Source organism: Motilibacter aurantiacus, from assembly GCF_011250645.1.
Taxonomy (GTDB): Bacteria; Actinomycetota; Actinomycetes; order Motilibacterales; family Motilibacteraceae; genus Motilibacter_A; species Motilibacter_A aurantiacus.
Genome location: NZ_JAANNO010000009.1, coordinates 87248 through 108696 on the forward strand (window position 1 = coordinate 87248; position 21449 = coordinate 108696).

Consider the following 21449-nt stretch of genomic DNA (forward strand, 5'->3'; position numbering starts at 1 on the left):
GCCTGGGTAGGAGCCGCCGGTGGACAGAGAGCTGCGCGACGGCGCCGAACGGCTGATCGAGCTTCCGGACGACCTGCGGGCGGCGCGCGTGGCGCGGCAGGCGGTCGCCGACACGCTCGAGCAGTGGGGCGTCGGCGATCGGGTCGACGAGGCCCTCCTCGCCGTGAGCGAGGTCGCCGGCAACGCCGCGCGCCACGGGCGCCCCCCGATCGACCTCCACCTGTCGCTCGCCGACGGGCGGGTCACGATCAGCGTGGCCGACCATGACGCCGCGTGCGTCGGGCCGCCGCCACCCGAGGCAGCGCTGGCCGACGAGGGCGCCGAGAGCGGCCGCGGGCTGGCGCTGGTCGACGCGGTGGCCGACGAGTGGGGGTGCTGCACCCGGCAGGGCCGCAAGCAGGTGTGGTTCGCGCTCTCGACGAGCGCTCCGTGACCGTCGCGCTGCCGTGCAGGCGGGGCGTGGAGGCGGCCGCGGGATCTTCGACCGGCGCGGCAGCGTTCCGCTGATGTGTACGGACGGCTGCGCCCTTGACTGCCCCTGACGTCGCGGGCGGCTCGCCCCGCTCAGACCGGACGACGACCGTCGGCGCCCCGGCCCGGCAGCGCGCTCGCCCGGCCTCCGCCGGGGCCGTGGCGGGGGCGGTCGCGCCCGCGGCCGTGATCGCGGCAGTCATCGGGCTGGAGCTGGCCACGAGCTCGAAGGCGGTCGTGCTCGCCCTCGTCGTCGTCGCGCCCCTGCTGGCGTCCAGCCTGGTCGGCCCCGTCTCCACGCTGGCGTACGCCGTCGCCTCCCTCGGCGTCGGGGCCGCGCTGGGCGCGTGGTCCCACCAGTACACGGACGGCCGCCTGGGCGACCAGATCACCCGCCTGGCGACCATCCTGGTCGGCGGCGCGCTCGCCGTCGGCGCGGCGCGCGCCCGCGTCCGCCGTGAGGCCCGGCTCGCCCGCGTGCTGCGCATCGCCGCCGTCGCCCAGCAGACGATCCTGCCCCCGGTCCCCGAGCGGCTGGGGCCGCTGCGACTGGCCGCCTCGTACGACAGCGCCCAGGAGGAGGCCTCCATCGGTGGCGACGTGTACGCCGCGGTGGACACGCCGCACGGGCAACGGCTGCTCATCGCGGACGTGCGCGGTCATGGGCTGGACGCCGTCCGGCTGGCCTCGACCGTCCTCGGGGCGTTCCGGGAGCGCGCCGACGAGCGGGCAAGCCTCACCGAGCTCGCCACGGACCTGGACCGCGCGGTGTCGCGGGCAGCGGACGCGGAGGACTTCGTGACCGCCGTCCTGCTCCAGGTGTCCGGCGCCGAGCTGCAGGTCGCCAACGCCGGTCATCCGGACCCGCTGCTCCTGCGGGACGGCGTGGCCGTGCCGCTCCCCCCGTCCGGGCCCACGCCCCCGCTGGGCATCGGCGCGCGCCCGCGCCCGGTGCGCGTCCGGCTCGAGGAGGGCGACCGGCTGCTGCTCCACACCGACGGGGTGACGGAGGCGCGCAGGCCCTCCGACGCCGCGTTCTTCCCCCTCTCGCGGCTGGTCGCCCCCTGCCTCGGCAGCGGGACGCTGGAGCAGGGCCTGGCCGGCCTGCGCGCGGCCCTGATCGAGTGGGCGGGCGGGTCCCTCAGCGACGACGTGACCCTGCTGGCGGTCGAGTTCACCGGCGACGCGAGCCGGCGGGCGAGCGACGGCCCCTGACCCGTGCGAGGGCCGCGCCCGCCCACGCCTGCACGTAATGCGACAACTGGTGACAACCGCTTGCCATCGTCAGGTGACGGCGTGGTTGCATCCGTGTGAACGGCAGGTCGAGGCGCGAGGGACCCGGCAGCGATGGGCGGAAGGCGGGGCGGATGCAGCTCACCACCTTGGCGAGGGCCGAGCGGGCCGCCGCCGACAGGGTCGTCGACGCCTTGCGCGGCCAGGGCCGGGTCGGGGTGGCGTTCTCCGGCGGGGTGGACTCCTCGGTGCTCCTGGCCCTGGCTGCCGCGGCGGTCGGCGGCGACAACGTCCTCGCCGTGCTGGGGGTGTCGCCCAGCCTGGCGAGCAGGGAGCGGGCCGCTGCCCACCGGGTGGCCGAGCACATCGGGGCCCCCCTCCTCGAGCTGGAGACGTCCGAGGCCGGCCTGGAGGCCTACCGGCGCAACGCGCCCGACCGGTGCTTCCACTGCAAGAACGAGCTGTTCGCGGCCATCGACGACGACGTCGTGCGGCAGCACGGGCTGACCGCCGTCGCGTACGGGGAGAACGCGGACGACGCGCGGCGCCCGGACCGCCCGGGGGCGCGCGCCGCGGCCGCCCACCGCGTCCTCCGGCCCCTCGCGGACGCCGGGATGGGCAAGTCGACCGTACGCGCCATCGCCCGGGCCCTCGCCCTTCCGTGCGCCGACAAGCCCGCGGCCCCCTGCCTGGCGTCACGGATCCCGCACTTCAGCGAGGTCACCCCCGAGAAGCTACGCCAGGTCGAGGATGCCGAGGCAGGTTTGGCAGAACTCGGGTTCGCCGAACTCCGCGTCCGCCATCACGGAGCGGTCGCGCGGGTCGAGTTGCTCCCCGAGGACCTGTCGAGGGCGGCTGCGGAGCCGATGCGCACGCAGATCGTCCGGACGGTGCGCGCCGCCGGCTTCGACTTCGTGGCCGTCGACCTCGCCGGGATCCAGTCCGGCGCCTTCACCCTCCCGCTGGTGGAGGCGCGGCATGGCTGAGCTCGCGGCCACGGCCGCTCCGCTGTCGGCCTTCGCCGACCTGGACTACGACCGCGCCCGGCGCAGGGGCTATGCCGAAGCGGTCTTCTGTGAAGGCAAGACGCCGGAGCAGGTGCGGGCCATCGCCGCGGCCCTGCGGGAGCGCGAGGTGCCGACCTTGTTCACCCGGGCGAGCGAGGGCCACGCCCGCGCCGTCCGACAGGAGCTCCCGGACGCGGCCCACGACCCGGAGGCCCGGCTGCTCGCATGGCCGTCCGAGCCCCCGGAGCCGTCGGGCGGCCTGGTGGTGGTCGTGGCCGCCGGCACGTCGGACCTGCCCGTCGCGCGAGAGGCCGTGCTCACCGCCCTGCACCTGGGCCGGCAGTGCGAGCTGGTCGTCGACGTGGGGGTGGCGGGGCTGCACCGGGTGCTCGCGCGCCTGGAGCTCCTGCGCCGCGCCAGGGTCGTCGTGGTGGTCGCGGGCATGGACGGCGCCCTCCCTGCCGTGGTCGCCGGCCTGGTGAGCGCCCCCGTCGTCGCAGTCCCCACCTCGGTCGGGTACGGCGCCGCCTTCGGCGGGCTCGCCCCCCTGCTCGCCATGCTGAACGCCTGCGCTCCCGGTGTCGCCGTCGTGAACATCGACAACGGGTACGGCGCCGGCCACCTAGCCGCGCAGATCGCGCAGGCATGAGCGCGCGGGCCGTCGGCTGGGTCGACGCCTCCTGCGGGGCGAGCGGAGACATGCTGCTCGGCGCCCTGACCGACCTGGGCGCGGTGGACGTCGGCGACGTCGCCGAGCGGCTGCAGCTGGCCGTCTCGGTGGAGACCGAGCCGGTCCTGCGCGCAGGCATCGGCGCCACCGCGGTACGCCTCCGGCCGGCTCACGAGCAGCCCAGCCGCACCTGGAGGGACATCCGCACGCTGCTCGAGACGCTCCCGCTCCCGGAGGCGGTGGGCCGGCGCGCGCTGTCCACCTTCGCCCGGCTCGCGGCGGCCGAGGGCGCGGTGCACCGGGTGGCGCCCGAGGACGTGCACTTCCACGAGGTGGGGGCCGTGGACTCGTTGATGGACGTGGTGGGAGCGTGCTGGGGCCTCGCCGCCCTGCGCCTCGACACGCTGCACTGCACGCCACTCGCGCTCGGCGCCGGCACCGTACGCACCGCCCACGGCGTCCTGCCGGTGCCCGGCCCGGCGGTCGTGCGCGTCCTGGCCGACGCGGCGGTGCCGGCGCACGGCGGGCCGGTGCCCGTCGAGCTGTGCACCCCGACGGGTGCTGCCCTGCTCGCGGAGCACGTGGACGTCTGGGGGCCCATGCCGGCGCTCGTGCTCGACCGCGTCGGCACCGGCGCGGGCTCGCGCTCCTTGCCCGACCGCCCGAACGTGCTGCGCGTGCTCGTCGGGGCCGCCGCGGCCGCCGCGGCCGACGCGGCGAGCGAGCGCGAGATCCTGATGGAGACCAACGTCGACGACCTCGACCCCCGGCTCTGGCCGGCGGTGCTCCGCCGGCTGATGGACGCGGGGGCTCGGGACGCGTGGCTGACGCCGATCCTCATGAAGAAGGGGCGCCCCGCCCACACGTTGAGCGTGCTGGCCGGCGCGGCCGATGCCCACGCGCTTCGCGAGCTCGTCTTCCGCGAGACCTCTGCTCTCGGCGTGCGCGAGCGGGCGGTTGCCAAGCACGCGCTGGAGCGCAGCTTCCGGACCGTCGAGGTCGACGGAGCGGTGGTCCGGGTCAAGGTCGGGCTCCTACACGGACAGGTGGTCAACGTGCAGCCGGAGTACGAGGACGTGGCAGCCGCCGGCGCCGCGCTCGGTCGCTCGGAGAAGTCGGTTCTCGCGGCGGCGATCGCGGCCGCGGAAGCGGCCCGATGACCACCGGGCCGCTCCCACGGGCGCGCCAGGTGCCCGACCCGGCCGACCGCATCCGCTACGGCGAGGAGGGCAGGAGCGGGGCAACGCCGACCATCTACGACATCGCCCGCGAGTGCGGTGTCGCGGCCTCGACCGTCTCGCGCGCCTTCTCCCGGCCGGGGCGCGTCAAGGCGGAGACCGCACAGCGGATCCGGGACACCGCGGAGCGCCTGGGCTACCGGACGAACCCGCTGGCGAGGGCCCTGCCCACCGGCCGCACGTCGATGATCGGGCTCGTCCTCTCCGACATCACCAACCCGGTCTACTTCGAGGTCATCCGGGGGGCGCAGTCCGCCGCCGCCGAGGCGGGGTTCACCATGCTGCTGGCCGACACCCAGGAGAGCGGCGAGCTCGAGCGGTCGGCGCTGGAGCACTCGCTGCCGGTCGTCGAGGGCATCGTGCTGGGCGGCTCGCGCATGTCCGACTCGGCCATCCGCATGGCCGCGAAGCAACGGCCCATGGTCGTGCTCAACCGCCTCGTCGCCGACGTGCCGAGCATCGTGTCCGACAGCGCGCGGGGCATGCGGCGCGCGGCCGAGCACCTGGGCGAGCTGGGCCACGAGAGCATCACGTACGTGGCCGGCCCGGAGGCCTCCTGGGCGGACGGCATGCGCTGGCGGGCCCTGCGCGAGGCCGGGACCGAGCTCGAGCTGAAGACGCGCCGTCTGGGGCCGTACCCGCCGACGCTCAAGGGCGGGATCCGTGCGGCGGAGGACCTGCTCGGCCAGCCGAACACCACCGCGGTGGTGGCCTACAACGACCTGCTCGCGATCGGCCTGGTCCGCGGCCTGGCCCGGCTCGGCGTGCAGGTGCCCGAGCAGGTCAGCGTGGTGGGCTTCGACAACATCTTCGGCGCGGACTTCTGCAGCCCGGCGCTGACGACGGTGGCGTCGCCGTTGCGGGCACTGGGAACGGCGGCCGTGCGCGACCTGGTGGCACAGCTCGCCGGCGCCCCGGTGCGGACCGGGCAGGCGGCTGTCCTGCCGGTCCGCCTCGTGGTCCGGGAGTCGACCGCGGCGCCGCTCACCCGGCGGCGGGGCGCGTCGCGCCTGCGCCGCATGACGGCCCCGGTGCCGGCGGGCAGCGCCTGAGCCTGCCGCTCACCCGCGGCCGACCGCGTGCGCGTGCGCCGGGGCTAGGCGCGGGGGCGCACCCGGAAGAGCACCTCCCCGGCCTGCGGCACGACGAGGGTGTCGGGATCGGCCTGCCATCCGGCCACGTCCAGAGTCGCCGGGTCGAGGTACTCGAGGCCTGCCGCCCTCGTCGCCTCCTCGCTGATGCCCGTGGCGAGGGTGACCGTGATCCGGCAGTGCTCGCCGGCCTGCTCGTCGTACGTCCCCTGCCCCCGCAGGTGGGTCGAGTGCGCCAGCACTCCCCAGTGGTGGTGGCGGTAGCGGTCCCACTGCTTGAGGAAGAAGTCCCGACAGTGGAAGCCGATTTCGGTGATTTCCTTGTGCACCCGGCTGAAGTCCGTGACGTGCGGAGCGTAGATCACGACCTCCCCGCCGTCGGCCACCGCAGGCTCGACCTTGTACATCCCCTTCGCCGCGGTCCACATGTCGTCGTACCGGTCCGGCATGAGGGAGAGGACGCGCCGGACGGGGCGGTCGAGGTACCGCACGTGCACCAGGGCCGACACCTCCGCCGCTGCCGCCCACGACTCCTCGGGGGAGCCGAAGGCGACCGCGTGCAGCGCTCCGGTCCCCGACTGGACGACGACGCTCAGGGCGTACTGCCGGCTGGGGACGAGCGCGGCGGCGTCGTGGATGAGCGCGCGCACCGGCGTGACGCCGGGAGAGCCGATCATCTCGGCACTGGTGATGAGGGCCCCCAGCCAGTGGGAGAGGTCGATCACCTCCTGACCCGCGACTCCCGGGAAGAGGTATTTCGCCCCTCCGGAGAAGCCGACGACCTCGTGGGGGAACACCGGCCCCAGGATCAGCGTGACGTCGTTCTCGACGACGGCCCGGTTGACGCGGACGTCGACGGCGACGTCGAGCATCCCGCCCGACAGCTCGTTGACCCGCGCGGGGCCGATGGCGCCCAGCGACACGAAGGTCTCCGGGTCCCACCACTCGTGGTTCTGCACCGTCATGCCGGGGTAGCGCTCGGCGAGCCCGCCTTCGGGCAGCTGCAGGAGCCGGGCGATCTCCTCCTCGGACATCGGCGCATGGGTGCCCAGTGCGATCAGCACGGTCATCCGCGCGACGCGCGGGGCGAGCGCCTGGTGCACCGCGTCCAGCAGCGCGGGCAGCGGGCAGCTCCGGGTCCCGTCGGGCACCAGGACCACGACGCTGCGACCGTCGACGTCCTGCCCGTCCAACTGCCGCCGGACGAATTGCCGCACCTGGCCCGCGGAGAGGATGCCCTGTCCGTCTCCGAGAATTGCCGCGCTCGAGGCGCTCATGGTCGTCTCCCGTGTGCGATGAGCTTCCGGTTCATGCAGTCATCCGGCAGGGCCCACGCACAACACCTTGCCGTGAATTGCCGTGCTTTTTCCGGGGTGCCAGAACTCGCCCGATCGGCGGTGCAGGGTGTCAAGGGCACGCGGCAACTGACGGCAAGCGATTGCTGACGAAGCTGCCGGATTGCAGCATGACGACATGCTCACCGACACCCGGATGATCAGTGCGCAGCTGGACGTGCACCCGGACAGGCTGCTTCCGGCTGACCCGGGGACGCGGGAGATCGCCCGGCGCCTCTACCGGGCCGTGGCCGACCTCCCGATCGTGTCGCCGCACGGGCACGTGGACCCGCAGCTGCTCCTCCACGACCGCCCGTTCGCCGAGCCGGCGAGCCTCTTCGTCACTCCGGACCACTATGTGACCCGCTTGCTGCACGCGAGCGGCGTACCGCTGGCCGAGCTGGGTGTCGGCGAGGAAGTGCTCGACGAGAAGGCCTCCCGGACGGCATGGCGGCGCTTCTGCGAGAACTGGCACGTCTTTCGGGGAACGCCGGTCCGCGGCTGGCTCGAGTCCGAGCTCTTCGAGATCTTCGGGGTGCGGCTGCGGCCGAGCTGGGACACGGCGGACGTGATCTACGACCAGGTCGTCGAGTGCCTGGGGCAGCCCGCGTTCCGGCCACGCGCCCTGTTCGACCGCTTCGGCATCAGCGTGCTGGCGACGACCGACGACCCCTGCGACGACCTGTCGGCCCACCGGGCGCTTGCGGCGGACCCGAGCTTCTCCGGACGTGTGCTTCCGACGTTCCGGCCCGATCGGCTCCTCGAGGCGGGCGACCCCGGCTGGGCCGAAGCCGTCGCGCTGCTCGGCGACGCGGCCGCGACCTCCACCGGGACGTACGCCGGATGGGTCGCGGCGATGGAGGCCCGCCGCCGGTACTTCATCGACCACGGCGCCACCTCGGCCGACCACAGCCACGAGGACGTCGGCACGGAGCCGTTGCCGCCCGAGGACGCCGAACGTGTCTACCAGGCAGCGCTGCGTGGGTCCGCTGACGCGAGGGACACGGCTGCGCTGCGCCGGCACATGCTGCTGGAGATGGCCCGCATGTCGTGCGAGGACGGCCTGGTGATGACGCTGCACCCGGGGGTACGCCGGGGGCACCACCGTCCGACCCTCGCGCGCTTCGGGGCCGACACGGGCCATGACATCCCGCTGCACGGCTCCTTCACGGACCCGCTCCGACCGCTCCTGGAGCGGTTCGGCACCCATCCCAACCTGCACCTGGTCCTGTTCACCCTGGACGAGACGACGTTCTCCCGCGAGCTCGCGCCGCTGGCCGGCTTCTACCCCTCGGTGTACGTCGGGGCGCCGTGGTGGTTCCTCGACGCGCCCGACGCCATCCGGCGCTTCCGCTCGGCGGTCACCGAGACGGCGGGGTTCACCCGCACGTCCGGCTTCATCGACGACACCCGCGCCTTCTGCTCGATCCCGGCACGGCACGACATGGCCCGCCGTCTCGACAGCGGCTATCTCGCCGGGCTGGTGGCCGAGCACCGGCTCGGCGAGGACGAGGCGTACGAGACAGCGGTGGACCTCGTCACGCAACGGCCCCGGCACGTGTTCAAGCTGTGAGCCACGAGCGACCCGGCCGTCCCGTCACCGCGCTCCACCTCGGCCTCGGCTCGTTCTTCCGAGCCCACCAGGCGTGGTACACCGACCGGGCCGACGACGCCGAGTCCTGGGGCATCGCCGCCTTCGCCGGGCGACGGCCAGATCTGGCCACGGCTCTGGCGGCGCAGCAGAACGCCTACACGCTCGTCACCCGCAACGCCGGGGGAGACGAGTACGCCACCGTCCGGTCCCTGGCGGCCTGCCACGTCGCGGACGACGGCGAGGCCTGGGGCGGCTACTTCGCCTCCCCCGAGGTCCGGGTCGTCACCCTGACGGTGACCGAGGCGGGCTACCGACGCGACGGCTCCGGCCGGCTCGACCGGCGGGACCCGCAGGTGGAGGCGGACATCTCGGCGCTGCGGTCCGGCCACGGCGCCGACGTGCGGACCGCGCCCGCGAGGCTGCTGGCGGGGCTCCGTGCCCGACGGGCCGCCGACGCCGGGCCGATCGCGCTCGTGCCCTGCGACAACCTCGCGGACAACGGCGCCGCGCTGCAGCAGGTCCTGCTGGACATGGCGGAGGCGGCGGACCCCTCGCTGCTGCCGTGGATGCAGGAGCAGGCCCGCGTCGTGGCCACGATGGTGGACCGCATCACGCCGGAGCCCACGGCCGCCGACCGGCAGAGCGTCGCAGCCGCCACAGGCGTCGACGACCGGTGCCCCGTCGTCACCGAGCCCTTCACCGAGTGGGCCCTGGCCGGGGACTTCCCCGGCGGCCGGCCGGGCTGGGAGAGCGCCGGCGCCGTCTTCACCGCGGACGTCCGGCCGTTCGAGGAGCGCAAGCTCTGGCTGCTGAACGGCGCGCACTCCCTGCTGGCGTACGCGGGTGGGCTGCGCGGGCACGCGACCGTCGCGGAGGCAGTGCGCGACGGCGCCTGCCGGGAGTGGGTGCTCGCCTGGTGGGACACGTGCACCCCGCACCTGCGCCTGCCCGGCGCGGACGTCGAGCTCTACCGGCAGGCGCTGCTGGAGCGCTTCGGGAACCCGCGGTTGCAGCACCGGCTCGAGCAGATCGCCACGGACGGCTCTCAGAAGCTGCCGGTGCGCATCGTTCCCGTGCTCCGCGCCGAGCGTGCCCGCGGCAACGTCCCCACGGCAGCGGCCCTCGTGCTGGCGGCGTGGCTGACGTGCCTGCGGGACAGGGGCTCCGCCGTGCGCGACGTGCGGGCCGCCGAGCTGCTCGGGCTGGCGGAGGGGCGGCTCGAGGACGCCGCGCGCCGCGTCCTGGCCGCCCTGGGCGACGACCTCGGCGACGACGACGAGCTGGCCCGCGCCGTCGTGGCGGCCACCGGCGGCCTTCGCGGCTGAGCCGCCGGAGCCCGCAGCGCGCGGCCCGGCCGGTCGTCAAACGGCTCGAGTCGGCACTGCCGTCGCGCCCGTCACCTTCGGCACTGCGTCGTCGTCTGCGGCGCGGTCGTGCCGGCTCCCACCGGTTTCCGACAACAGCCGAGCGGGCGTCGGCCGCGCACAGCACGGGGCCCGCGCTGCTCATGGCAGCGCGGGCCCCGTGCTGTGGCGTAGTGCGTCAGTAGCGCAGCTGCTCGAGGTAGGCCATGCTGTTGCAGGCCGAGGTGATGCCGTCCGGCCGCGGGTTGTCGTGCTCCACGAAGCCGTACTCCAGCCCGGCGAGCTCGGCGTTGGCGAACACCGAGGCGAAGTCGATCGTCCCCGTGCCCACGTCGGCGAAGGTGCCGTTCGCCAGGTCCTTCAGGTGCATCAGCGGGAAGCGCCCCGGGTACTGCTGCAGCAGCCCGACCAGGTCCGTGCCCACACGGGCCGCCCAGTGCAGGTCGAGCTCCATCGCCACGTACTCGGGGTTGGTCTCCCGGATCAGGATGTCCAGGCCGCGCACGCCGTTCCCGAGGTCGACCAGCTCGTAGTCGTGGTTGTGGAACGCGACCGTGATCCCCTCGGCGGCGAGCTTCTCACCGACCTCGTTGAGGATCGCGGCGACCTCCGCGTACCGCTGCGCGTTCCAGCTCGCCGAGCCGGAGATGCGGACGTACGTGGCCCCCGCCGCCTTGGCCTCCGCGATCACGCCGGGGAGGTCGTTCTGCAGGTTGCCCAGGCTCACTCCCAGCGACGGCACCTGGAGGCCGGCCGCCTTCGCCAGCGGGGCGAGCTGCGCCGCGGTGTAGCCGTAGAAGCTGCGCACGCTGCCCGAGGGCTCGATGTTCTGGTACCCGCAGGAGCTCAGGGCCTGCAGCGTGGCTGTGGTGCTCGGTGCCGGCAGCTGCGCGCGGACCGTGTACCCCACCAGCCCGATCCTGCTCATGTCGAGCGCCCGGTCGCGCGTGACGGGCTGTGCCCGGCCGATCCGGGACGCCTCGGCCGCTGCGCGGATCGCGGTGCGCTGGGCCGCGGACAGCACCCCGTCGTCTACGAGCCCGGCGGTGACCCGGTCCACGGTCCCGAGGAACGCGCTGTGGGTCGTGAAGGGCGCGTCCCGCATGACGGCGTCCATCACCGTGCAGCCGTCGCCGAGGTCGTAGTTGGGCACCCCGGACGCAGCGTCCCCGGTGCCGAAGTGCACCGTGTGGGACGGGCCGTAGCCGTACTGGCAGGAGTCCTCGGTGTCGTCCACGGTCTGCAGCTCGGCGATGGCCGCCTCGGCCGCGGAGACCAGCGCCTGCCGCGCCGCCAGGTCCGCGGCGTCGCCCTTCACCTGGTTCTCCACGCGGGCCACGAACTGCTCGAGGTACCCGATCGCCCGCAGCTCACTGCCGGCGGCGAGCTCCCGGATCGCCCGGTCCAGCGGGAAGCGGACGTTCGCCGCGGTCCGCTCGCTGATCGTGCCGTCGGTGGTGTAGCCCGACAGAGCGGTGGCGATGCCGTCGAGCGCCGTGCCCGCCGCCACTGCGGGGACGGAGAGCCGGATCGTCGTCCAGTCGCGTGCCCCCTCGCTGTCCGAGGCGATGAGCCGCGCCGTGTACTGCCCGGCGTGGGCGTAGGTGTGGCTGACGCGCGCGCCCTCCGCGGTGGTGCCGTCGCCGAAGTCCCAGGTGTAGGAGTCGATCTGACGGCCCTCGGGTGCGAAGGCGAAGCCGTTGAACGAGACCGTGCGGGCGTTGTTGCCGCTGCCCCGGGCGGCCGTTGCCGTCACCGTGGGAGCGGCGTCGTCGGCCACCCCGCGGCCGTGGAAGACCAGCCAGTCCAGGCTGAGGGCGTCGGCGCCGCCCGCCGGCTGCCCCGCAGCCTTGAACACCAGGTAGAGCGTCGTGGTGCCGGGCCGGTCGCCCACCGGGATCGTGGGCGACGTCGGCTGGCCCGCGGCGGTGGCAGCAGCGACCTTGACCTCGCCGACCTTCGGGCCCGTGGGGCTGTCGACCCGTACCTCGATGACGGAGTCGTACGCGCCGCGCCGGGCACCGAGGGTGAGGCTGTGGATCCCGCTCAGGTCCACCGGGTCGAAGGACACCCAGTCGCCGTCGTCGATGTCGCCGACGTAGCGGTCGCCCCGGGCGCTCGTGTCCGTCACGGTCTGGACCCCGCTGCCCTGGGTGTAGAACTCGGCCTCCTTGTCGCGGACCTGGAGCTGGATCCGGTCCTGCCCGCTCAGGGCCGGCACGCCCGGTGCGCCGAGGTCGGTGTAGCCGGCGCCGAGCACCGGGTAGACGTTCTGGCCCGGCCCGTGGTCCGCGGGGTCGAGGTACACCGAGCCGCTGCACCCCGTGTAGTTGTCCAACGGGTGCGCGTGCGTGTCGTGGCCCAGCTGAGTGTTGACCGCGACCTCGTCGCAGTCGATCGTCCCGGCGGTGGAGGACCCGTCCTCGGCGTCGGTGACGCGGACCGCGTACGGCACGGTGTCACCGAGCTCGGCGAAGCCACCGGCCAGCGGGGTGGTGAACGCCACCGTCGGTCGGGTGTTCCCGACGGTGACCGTGCGGACCGAGACGCCGGTGGAGCCGTCGGTGTCCGTCACGGTGAGGCGCGCCGTGTACTGCCCGTTCGCGGTGTAGGTGTAGGTGGGGTTCGGGGCGGTGGAGTCGACGACCTTGTCGTTGTTGAAGTCCCACGCGTACGTGATGTTCAGCCCGTCGGGGCTGTGGCTGCCCGCGCTGTGAAACTGCACCGCGAGCGGCGCCTGCCCGGAGTCGACGTTGCTCGTGAAGGAGGCCACCGGACGACGGCCCTCGGCCACGTAGTCGATCCGGTAGATGCCTGCATCGGTGTTCGTGCTGCCACGTCCCGCGCCGTTGCCTCGGCCGAAGTCGATGATGTAGAGCGACCCGTCCGGCCCGAACTCCGCCTCGAACGGCGAGACGAAGGTCTGGTTCGGGAGCCAGCGCTGCAGTGCCTGCAACTGGCTCGTCTGCTCGTCGAGCGTCGCCACCAGGTAGCGGTTGCGCGTGTACTCGGAGACGAACCACTTGCCGTCGAAGTACTGCGGGAACTTGGTCTTGACGTCGAGGTCGGGGTCGTAGCGGTAGACCGGCCCGGCCATCGGGCCGGCGCCACCCGAGCCGAGGTCGGGGTACTGCGCGTGGGCGCCGTACCCGTAGGCGAGCATCGGCGCCTGCGACGGCGGAAGCTCGCGCAGGCCGGTGTTGTTGGGCGACTCGTTCACCGGGGCGGCACAGTTGAAGGTCGCGCCGGACTGGCGTGTCGCCCAGTCGTAGTCGACGTACGGCTGGTTGTTGCCGTGACAGTACGGCCACCCGTGGTTCCCGGGGCCGGTCATCCGGACCAGCTCGACCATGCCCTCCGGTCCGCGCAGCGGGTTGGCCGAGCGGGCGTCGGGCCCGTAGTCACCGATCAGCACGGCGTCGGTCTCCGGGTCGACCGTGATGCGGAAGGGGTTCCGGAACCCCATGCCGTAGATCTCCGGCCTGGTCTTCTCGGTGCCCGCGGTGAAGAGGTTGCCGGCCGGGATGGAGTAGGTGCCGTCCGCCTCCGGGTGGATCCGCAGGATCTTGCCACGCAGGTCGTTGGTGTTGGCCGACGTCGCCTGCGCGTCCCAGGCCCTGCGGCCGGGCCGCTCGTCCAGCGGGGTGAACCCGGACTGGTCGAAGGGGTCGGCATTGTCGCCGGTGGCGGCGTACAGGTTGCCCGCGGAGTCCATGGCGAGGGACCCGCCCATGTGCGAGTTCGCCCGGCCCTCGCCGCGCCAGATGGTGAAGTCGAGCAGCCGCTTCTCCGACGCGCGGTCGATGACGTTGTTCGCCCCCATGGTGAACCGGGACAGGTTCATCTTCGGCACCTGCGGGTCGCTCCACATGAGGTAGAGCCAGCCGTTCTGCTGGAAGTCGTTGTCCAGCGTGAGGCCGAGCAGCCCGTCCGACTGGGTGAGCAGGCTCAGCGGGTAGTCGAGGTCGAGCGCCGTCGTCACCTGCAGGGTCTCCTGGTCGATGACCCTGACCTCGCCGGTGCGCTGGATGTAGATGACCCGGCCGTCGTCGGCGACGTCGAGCTCGAACGGGTCGGCCAGGCCCTGGGTGACGAGCGGCACCTTGTCGAAGTTCGACGGGTCCATCGGGTTCGCGGGGTCGGCCGCGTGGGCTGCCCCCGTCACGGCTGGTGCGGTCATGAGCCCGGCTGCGACGACGACGCCCAATGCCGCGGTCAGGGCACGACGATGTGCTCTCATGAAGACTCCATAGGTCAGCAAAGGCGCTCGACGGGAGCCCGTCGAGCGGATCCGTCTGTGCGAGGGGGTCACCCCCCGTGCGGCCCCGCTCCCCCTGCCCGGGGACGATCGGTGGAGCGCGGGCCGGAGCCCGTGCGGTCAGTGCACCGCTGCGCCGAGCTCGGCCGGCCGGGCCTGCGCCCCGGTCCCCGCGGCCGCGTAGATCGCCGCCAGCAGGCGCACGGTCTCGACGGCGTCGTCCGGGCCGTTCAGCGGCTCGACCCCGTCGTCGAGGGCGCGGAGCACGTCACGCCACTGGTTGAGGTGCCCCGCATGCCCGATCGCGAGCGGGTCGGCGGCCCCGCTGGCGATCCTCGCCGGGTCGGCCGGTGGCGGAGGGACACCGTCGACGTCCCAGCGCAGCACCTCGCCCTGCCCCAGCTGGACCACTCCACGGGAGGTGTGGAGCGTGAGGGTCGCGGGGTCTCCGGGCGGCGTGGCCGTGGACGTGCTCACCACGCCGAGGGCGCCGGACTCGAAGCGCAGCGTGGCGACCGTGGTGTCCTCGGCCTCCATCGCGTGCCCGAGCGTCCCGTAGTGAGCCGTGACGCTCTCGACCGGGCCGCACAGCCAACGCAGCAGGTCCACGTTGTGCACCCCCTGGTTCATCAGGGAGCCGCCCCCGCCGGCCATCGACGTGCGCCACGGTGCGCTCCGGTAGTAGGCCTCGTCGCGGTACCAGTGGACGTGCGTGATCGCGAGGCGTACGTGCCCGAGGGCTCCGGAGTCCAGCGCGTGCTTGAGGTAGCGGTACTCGCTCTCGAACCGTCGCTGGGAGACCATCGAGACCACGAGGCCCTGCTGGCGAGCGAGACGGGCGACCTCGAGCGCATCGCCGACGGTGAGGGCCAGCGGCTTCTCCACGACGATGTGACGCCCGGCCTTGAGGGCGTCCCGCGCCAGGGCGGCGTGGGTCTGGGAGGGCGAGCAGATGGCGACGACGCTCACCCGGGGGTGGGAGAGCACCTCCTCGGGCGCGAGCATCGGCGTGCCGGGCCAACCGGCTCCTGCGGCGGATGCTCCTTCGACGCCGCTGTATGCGACGAGCTCGACCCTGTCCGCCAGCTCGTGCAGCGCCTGGGCGTGGATCAGGCCGATGCCGCCGAGGCCGATGATCCCGACGCCGAGCCTGCCCTCTGTCACCGCGTGCTCCTTCCGCTGCAGGCGCGGGCGACGGTCGTGCGGGACGAGGCCGGCAGTCGCTCAGTCATGGGCGGACGCCGCGCCGAGCAGGACCCGGATGCGCTCGGTGGCACGGGCGAAGCGGGGGTCGACCATCGTCGCGGCGTAGTCCCTCACGTCCGGCAGGCCGGGTGTGAGCGTCTCCACGACGCGGCCGGGGCGCGCGCTCATGATGACGATCCTGTTCCCGAGGTAGACAGCCTCCGCGACCGAGTGGGTGACCAGGACGATCGTGGTGCCCGTCTCCCGCCAGACCCGGTTCATCTCGAGGTTCATCTGCTCGCGGGTCAGCGCGTCCAGCGCGCCGAACGGCTCGTCCATGAGCAGGACCCTGGGCTCGTGGAGAAGAGCGCGGCACAGGGCGACGCGCTGCTGCATCCCGCCCGAGAGCTCGTGCGGCAGCGCCTGCTCGAAGCCGGTCAGCCCGGTCAGTGCGATGAGCTCGTCGGCACGCGCCTCTGCCTTCCGCTTGTCCATGCCGCGCATCTCCGCCTGCAGCAGGATGTTCTTGCGCACGCCCCGCCATTGGAGCAGCGCGGATCGCTGGAACGCGAAGCCGATGTCACGCTGCGGGCCCGTCACGGGCTTCCCGTACAGCGCCACCTTCCCCTCCGTCACCGGCGTGAGGCCGGCGATGAGCTTGAGGAGGGTCGACTTGCCGCAGCCGGACGGCCCGGCGATCGTCACGAACTCCCCGGGAGCGACCACCATCTCCACGTCGTCGAGGGCGACGGTCACCGACCGCTTCGTCGTGAACCGCTGGGTCAGGCCACGGACCTCGATGACCGGCTCGGCCGTGCGGCCGGCGTGCCCCGACTCCGCCATGGTCGGGGCCGTCACAGCTCGGCCCCGAACTGGGAGGCCCAGTACGCCGCCGGGTCGTCCTTGCCCTCGAAGTCCGTGTTCTGCGCGAGGAACGAGATCGTGCGCGCCCACTGGTCCTCGGTGTTGGCTCCGGGGGCGGGAGCGGCGTCGAGGCCCAACAGGCCCACGGTCAGGTCCATCTGGGCCTTGAGGACCTCAGGGGCAGGGGCTTGCTCCGCCATCTCCGACATGGCCGCGACAGCGGCGTCCTGGTTCGCCGCAGCCTGCTTGAACGCCTGCGAGGTCGCCCGGACCATCGACTCGACCAGCTCGGGGTCGTCCTCGATCGTCGAGTCGCTCGCGACCAGGCCGGTGCCCAGCAGGTTCATGCCGAAGTCCGCGAACGGCAGGGCCTCGACCTCCTTGCCGGTCTGGTTCTCGATGGTCGGCGCCTGGTCGTGGTAGAACCCCTGGATCGCGTCCACCTTGCCCTCGATGAGGGCAGCGATCTTCCCGGACGCGTCCATGTTGACCACCTGCACGTCGTCCGGGTCGACGCCGTTGAGCTCGAGCCAGGCGGGGAACGTGCCGTACATCGCGTCCCCGGGCGTGCCGCCGACCCGCTTGCCGACGAGGTCGGCCGGCTTGGTGATGCCCTTGTCGGCGAAGAACTCCACCGAGCTCGGCCCCTTCTGCAGGAAGACGCCGGCGCTCTTCACCTTCATCCCCGAGTTGATGCCCTTGAGCAGCGGCGGCGTGTCGGCCCACCCGAAGTCGGTGTTGCGCTGCGCGACCTGCTGCACGGTGTTCCCGGAGCCGTTGCCCGGCTGGATCGTGAGGTCGATCCCCTCGGCCTCGTAGAGGCCTTCCTTGACCCCGTAGTAGAAGGCGGCGTGCTCGCCGTAGGGCACCCAGTTCAGCGTCAGGGTGACCTCCTCGAGGCCGCCCTCGCTGCCCGCCGGCTGGGCGTCGGGCTCGTCGGAGTCGCCCCCGCACCCGCTGAGCACCAGTGCTGCGGCCGCCGCCAGCGGAAGGATCGATGTCAGGGAGCCAAAGCGTCGCATCGTGTGGGACCTCTCTCGAAGGAACGCGGACAGCAGGACGGGACGAGCTACGAGCCCGACAGCAGGGGGTTCTCGCGCCGGCTCGAATGCCAGGGGATGAGGAGGCCCTCGAGTGCCTCGATCGCGACGAAGAGCAGGATGCCGATGGCGGACATGAGGATCAGGTCCGCGAACAGCAGCGGCGCGTCCAGGTTGCCGCTCGCCAGCAGGAGCACGTACCCGAGGCCGCGGTCCGCGCCGACGAACTCACCGACCACAGCCCCGACGACGGCGAGCGTCACCGCGACCTTCAACCCGGACATGAGCTGGGGCAGGCTGGTGGGGAAGCGGATCTTCGTGAACGTCTTCCACCGGGAGGCGCCCATCGTGGCGGAGAGCTCGAGCAGCTCCGGGTCGACCGACCGCAGTCCCGCGACGCCGGAGACCACCACCGGGAAGAACGCGATCAGCACGGCGAGGACGATCTTCGGCGTGAGGCCGAAGCCGAACCACACCACCAGGATCGGCGCGATCGCGATCTTGGGGATCACCTGGGCGAAGAGGATCAGCGGGTAGAGGGCCTTCTCCGCCGTCTTCGAGTAGACGAGCAGGACGGCGGTGGCGACCCCGATCACGGTCGCGAGCACGAAGCCGATGATGGTCTCCTGCGTGGTGACCCACGTGTGCTCGAGCAGCATCCGCCACTCCTCGACGAGCGTCTCGGCGACGGCTCCGGGCGGCGGGACGAGGTATGAGGCGACCATCTCGCGCCAGGCGACGAACCACCACACGAGCAGGAGGAAGGCCAGCACGAGGGCGGGCCTCCAGGACACGGAGAGCAGGGCGAGCGCTCGACGCCCCACGCGGCCGGCGACACCCGGCCTGCTGACCGCGTCCGCCCGGTCACCGCCCCTCGGGCCGCCGGCTTCCGGGACACCACCCGACGTGGCCGTTCCCTTCCGCTCCAGGACGTGCGGGCCGTGCGTCCTCATCTCCGCTTCCCCTCGTCGATCCTCGTGTGCTCGGGTTGCCTGCGCCGCGAGCCGCGCCGTCGCCGGGCCGCTCGTCCCGCTCATTTGAAGGGCACCTTCTCCGCCTTCAAGATCTCGGCGAAGGCCTCCCATGCCTCCGCGAACAGCGCCGGCCCGGAGTAGCCGCCCATCGTGTGGGCCTCGCTCAGGTGGGGCTCCAACGAGAAGAAGCCGTCGAACCCGTCAGCCCAGAGGGCCCTGATCGTCTCCACGACCTCGCCGTCGCCGCGTCCGGCAGGGACGACCTCGCCGCTGGCGCGGACGGCGTCCTTGATCTGCACGTACTCCAGGTGGGGGCGCAGCAGCTCGTAGCCGTCCACGTACGGGCGGACCCCGACCTGCACGAAGTTGGCCGGGTCCCAGGCCAGCGCGAGGCTGAGCGAGCTCACCGACTCGACGATGTCGGCGCACCTGCGCGGGATGTCCCCGTAGATGCCCTTCTCGTTCTCGTGCAGGAGGACGACGTCGTACTCCTCCGCGACGCGGGCGAGGCGCGCCATCCGCCGGAGCACCTCGCTCCGGTGCATCTCGGGGTCGTCGCCCTCGGGGATGAAGAACGAGAAGACGCGCACGTAGGACGACCCGAGGAGCGCCGCGACCTCCATGGCACGCTCCATGCGGCGCAGGTGCGCGTCGAAGTCCTCGTCGACCCGGATCTTGCCGATGGGCGAGCCGATGCTCGAGACCCCGAGGCCGTGGTCGGCCAGCACCCGGCTCACCGTGGCCAACTGCTCGTCGTCCAGGTCCAGGACGTTGACGTTCCAGGCGCTACGGAACTCGATGTACTTGAGCCCCAACGAGGCTGCGACCTTGCACTGCTCGTCGAAGTCGGCGGAGATCTCGTCCGAGAACCCGGAGAGCGTCCACATCGAGCATTCCCTGCTTCCTCTTGTCGTTGGGCGAGCTCATTGCGCAGTGGACGGCGCCGCTATTGTGGTGGCCACAGACAGAGGAGTTCGCCGACCAGCGGACAGTGCTCTGCACCAGCTCGGGGAACGGAGGCCGGCGACTGCGCGGCGAATTGCGCCCGGCTCGCGGCGCCATATTCGGCCCCGCGCAGCAGCGCGTCAACCGTGTTGCCGACAGTTGCTCCGCGACGATCCCCCGTGCGCCGGCATCCCCCGGCGCCGGGCGTCGCCCGCGGGGCGGCACCATGGCAGGTCGCGACACACACGAAGTGGTGCAGGAGGCGCCTTCGCCCCGCCACGGTGTCGCCGGTGACGACCGAGAACATGCCGGAAGCATTGCCAGGGGGTTCCTCGGCTGGCAATCGGTTGTCAGAAGTTGCCAGCCGACCGGCATAACAATCAAGACACGCTCTCGGCAGGCACCGCAGGGGCACTGTCGGTTGATTAGGGCAGTCACACCGATAATCGAGCCCGCCGCCCGCACGTCGACATGCACGCCGCGCCCGCTCGGCCGGCTCGAGGGCGTGCGCGCAACTTCGCGCAATCAATTGCAGTCGCCGGCGGCCCCACGATGCTCAGCGGCGCGAGCGACGGGCCCCGCTCGGGCGGCTTCTTCACGCCCGCCGCGGTCGCACTACCCTGCCGCGAGGGAGCCGCTCCACGACGACGGGAGCCCGGCTCGTCGGCGCGCGGCTCCCCCGCGACGACAACACCCGGGGCGCCGGACGCGTCCCTCCGGGAGCTGGGCTCCCACGTGCCGGCGCGGTCAAGGGCGAGTGCCGGCTCGAGCACGTATGCGCGTCTCGGCGGGGAAGGGCTTCCCCGGCGTGCGCGTGTCAGTGCCGTTGACCTGGGTGGGCTGCTCCTCGACGCTCGCAGCACCGCTCGTCGCGAGCGGCTTCCCGCGGCGGTCGTCGCCCCGCAGGGAGGAACAGCTGGGACGGCATCGCAGGCGCAACCGTCGCCCGAAGCGTGCTCGACCGGGTCGGCGGCACGCTGCTTCAGCAATGGCGCTGCGCCGACCCGCACTCGCTGGATGCAGCGGACGACGGTGCGGATCAGCAGCGAGAGCGTTCGAACGTCGGGCTCGCCCTGTGCCTCCGCGGCGAAGTCGTCTGTGGTCTTCCGACATCCGTGGCGCAGCCGCCGGGAAGCAGGCTCAGGCCCGCCGTGGCTGCCACGACGGAAGCTCCCGCACGGGAGCGCTCCAGGTGCACACGAGCAGGATGCCGGCCCAGCACGTCCCCGGACGTTGCCTGATCGCCGTCCCCCGCCGCCGGTGCGGCAGGGGACAGCGGTCCTCAGGCCGACCGGGTCACAGCGAGCGGCACTGCCCCTCCTTGCCCTCGCCCGCCTGGTTCCCGCTGCCGGTCGGTGCCGGCCTGTTCTCCTTGCACTGCAGGGCGCCGTCGATCCGGTTCTCGACGACGCGGACCCCGCCGGTGTTCTTCACGATCTGGATGTTGCCGCCGACGACGTTGCTGCTCGCCTCGAGCGACTGGGTCATCTCGTCGTACTGGATGTCCCCGCTGATGCGGTTGTTCGTCACGACCGCACCGCCGCCCTGCTTGATCTGGACGCTGCCGCCGACCGTGGAGGAGCTGAGCCGGACCGAGCGTGCGCCCTCACCCTGCACGTTGCCCACCACGCGCACGGCGCCGGCGGTGAGCGAGGCCCGCGTCTCGACCTTGAGGGTTCCCTTGACGGTCGTGCCCTGCAGGGTGCAGGAGGCTCCGCTCGGCACGCGCAGGTTGTCCACGGTGACGGCACCGAGGGTGCCGCGGCAGACCCGCTCGTCAGCGGCGGCAGGGGCTGCCTGGACGGCGAACGCACCGGTCGCGAGGCCGGCAGCCGTGAGAACTGACAGAAGACGCATCGTTGCTCCTCGGGTCGGGAGGGACGGGTTCCCTCGCACCCGGAATCTGGCGCCGGTCGATGAGCCGGCTGTGAGGCGACGATGAGGAAGCGCTCATCTGCGCTCACGACCGGGACCGTCGATCGCGGGCGGCCGAGCGACCGGGGGTGGCGTCGACGTGAAGAGCCGCCCGCAGCCGGGGCACGACGTCGCCCCTCGCGTACGAGGCGACGAAGGCCACCGGCTCCGGGCCTACGACTACGCCGGTCCCGGCGCCCTCTCAGCTCATACGGAGGGGGCGCCTCGATCCCGGCAACGGGGCGCCGCGACAGCCCGCCACCATCG

At 72.9% G+C, this 21449-nt stretch carries 16 protein-coding genes; 8 read left to right on the plus strand and 8 right to left on the minus strand.

Annotation, left to right across the window (positions count from 1 at the left end; all coding sequences use genetic code 11):
• Window positions 1-19: 19 nt before the first annotated feature.
• The 6 genes from G9H72_RS15755 to G9H72_RS15780 all read left to right on the plus strand — a co-directional run bounded on the left by G9H72_RS15755 (window position 20) and on the right by G9H72_RS15780 (window position 5671).
• On the plus strand, window positions 20-433 hold the full coding sequence (locus tag G9H72_RS15755) for an ATP-binding protein (RefSeq protein WP_166172785.1): 414 nt from the start codon (window positions 20-22) through the stop codon (window positions 431-433).
• A 95-nt stretch (window positions 434-528) separates the two neighbouring features.
• Window positions 529-1686 (plus strand): PP2C family protein-serine/threonine phosphatase, encoded by a 1158-nt coding sequence (locus G9H72_RS15760; protein ID WP_231127126.1) that lies wholly within the window; start codon window positions 529-531, stop codon window positions 1684-1686.
• 152 nt (window positions 1687-1838) lie between these two features.
• Window positions 1839-2690: an ATP-dependent sacrificial sulfur transferase LarE gene (larE, locus tag G9H72_RS15765; protein WP_166172787.1), complete on the plus strand. Its 852-nt coding sequence runs from the start codon at window positions 1839-1841 to the stop codon at window positions 2688-2690.
• The gene (larB, locus tag G9H72_RS15770; RefSeq protein ID WP_166172789.1) at window positions 2683-3360 is read left to right on the plus strand and encodes a nickel pincer cofactor biosynthesis protein LarB; all 678 of its coding nucleotides are present in this window, start codon (window positions 2683-2685) and stop codon (window positions 3358-3360) included. Before larE ends, larB begins: the two co-directional genes overlap by 8 nt.
• Complete coding sequence (larC, locus tag G9H72_RS15775; protein WP_166172791.1) at window positions 3357-4541, plus strand: nickel pincer cofactor biosynthesis protein LarC; 1185 nt, start codon at window positions 3357-3359, stop codon at window positions 4539-4541. The genes larB and larC overlap by 4 nt, the downstream gene beginning before the upstream one ends.
• Window positions 4538-5671: a LacI family DNA-binding transcriptional regulator gene (locus tag G9H72_RS15780; RefSeq protein WP_166172793.1), complete on the plus strand. Its 1134-nt coding sequence runs from the start codon at window positions 4538-4540 to the stop codon at window positions 5669-5671. Before larC ends, G9H72_RS15780 begins: the two co-directional genes overlap by 4 nt.
• A gap of 44 nt (window positions 5672-5715) precedes the next feature.
• Here the strand turns inward: G9H72_RS15780 and G9H72_RS15785 are convergent, their stop codons facing one another.
• Window positions 5716-6987 (minus strand): lactate racemase domain-containing protein, encoded by a 1272-nt coding sequence (locus tag G9H72_RS15785; protein WP_166172795.1) that lies wholly within the window; start codon window positions 6985-6987, stop codon window positions 5716-5718.
• A gap of 196 nt (window positions 6988-7183) precedes the next feature.
• On the opposite strand from G9H72_RS15785, the gene uxaC reads away from it, so the two are divergent.
• Together uxaC and G9H72_RS23100 are read left to right on the plus strand one after the other, a co-directional pair.
• Complete coding sequence (uxaC, locus tag G9H72_RS15790; RefSeq protein WP_166172797.1) at window positions 7184-8617, plus strand: glucuronate isomerase; 1434 nt, start codon at window positions 7184-7186, stop codon at window positions 8615-8617.
• A complete protein-coding gene (locus G9H72_RS23100; RefSeq protein WP_166172799.1) occupies window positions 8614-9963 on the plus strand; it encodes a mannitol dehydrogenase family protein in 1350 nt (449 codons plus the stop codon). The genes uxaC and G9H72_RS23100 overlap by 4 nt, the downstream gene beginning before the upstream one ends.
• A 217-nt stretch (window positions 9964-10180) precedes the next feature.
• On the opposite strand, the gene G9H72_RS15805 is transcribed toward G9H72_RS23100, so the two are convergent.
• From G9H72_RS15805 to G9H72_RS15835, 7 genes are all read right to left on the minus strand, one after another.
• Window positions 10181-14242: a PKD domain-containing protein gene (locus G9H72_RS15805; RefSeq protein ID WP_196791281.1), complete on the minus strand. Its 4062-nt coding sequence runs from the start codon at window positions 14240-14242 to the stop codon at window positions 10181-10183.
• Window positions 14243-14380: 138 nt separating this feature from the next.
• Window positions 14381-15424 carry a Gfo/Idh/MocA family protein gene (locus G9H72_RS15810; RefSeq protein WP_166172801.1) on the minus strand — a complete coding sequence of 348 codons (1044 nt, stop codon included), beginning with the start codon at window positions 15422-15424 and terminating at the stop codon, window positions 14381-14383.
• Window positions 15425-15484: 60 nt separating this feature from the next.
• Window positions 15485-16288 carry an ABC transporter ATP-binding protein gene (locus tag G9H72_RS15815; RefSeq protein ID WP_166172869.1) on the minus strand — a complete coding sequence of 268 codons (804 nt, stop codon included), beginning with the start codon at window positions 16286-16288 and terminating at the stop codon, window positions 15485-15487.
• Window positions 16289-16299: 11 nt separating this feature from the next.
• Window positions 16300-17331, minus strand: a complete 1032-nt coding sequence (locus G9H72_RS15820; protein ID WP_166172803.1) for an ABC transporter substrate-binding protein — start codon at window positions 17329-17331, stop codon at window positions 16300-16302.
• Window positions 17332-17378: 47 nt separating this feature from the next.
• Entirely contained in the window at window positions 17379-18302 is a 924-nt protein-coding gene (locus G9H72_RS15825; RefSeq protein ID WP_166172805.1) for an ABC transporter permease, read from the minus strand.
• A gap of 80 nt (window positions 18303-18382) precedes the next feature.
• The gene (locus G9H72_RS15830; protein ID WP_166172807.1) at window positions 18383-19210 is read right to left on the minus strand and encodes a sugar phosphate isomerase/epimerase family protein; all 828 of its coding nucleotides are present in this window, start codon (window positions 19208-19210) and stop codon (window positions 18383-18385) included.
• 1354 nt (window positions 19211-20564) lie between these two features.
• A complete protein-coding gene (locus tag G9H72_RS15835; protein ID WP_166172809.1) occupies window positions 20565-21125 on the minus strand; it encodes a hypothetical protein in 561 nt (186 codons plus the stop codon).
• Window positions 21126-21449: the final 324 nt, after the last annotated feature.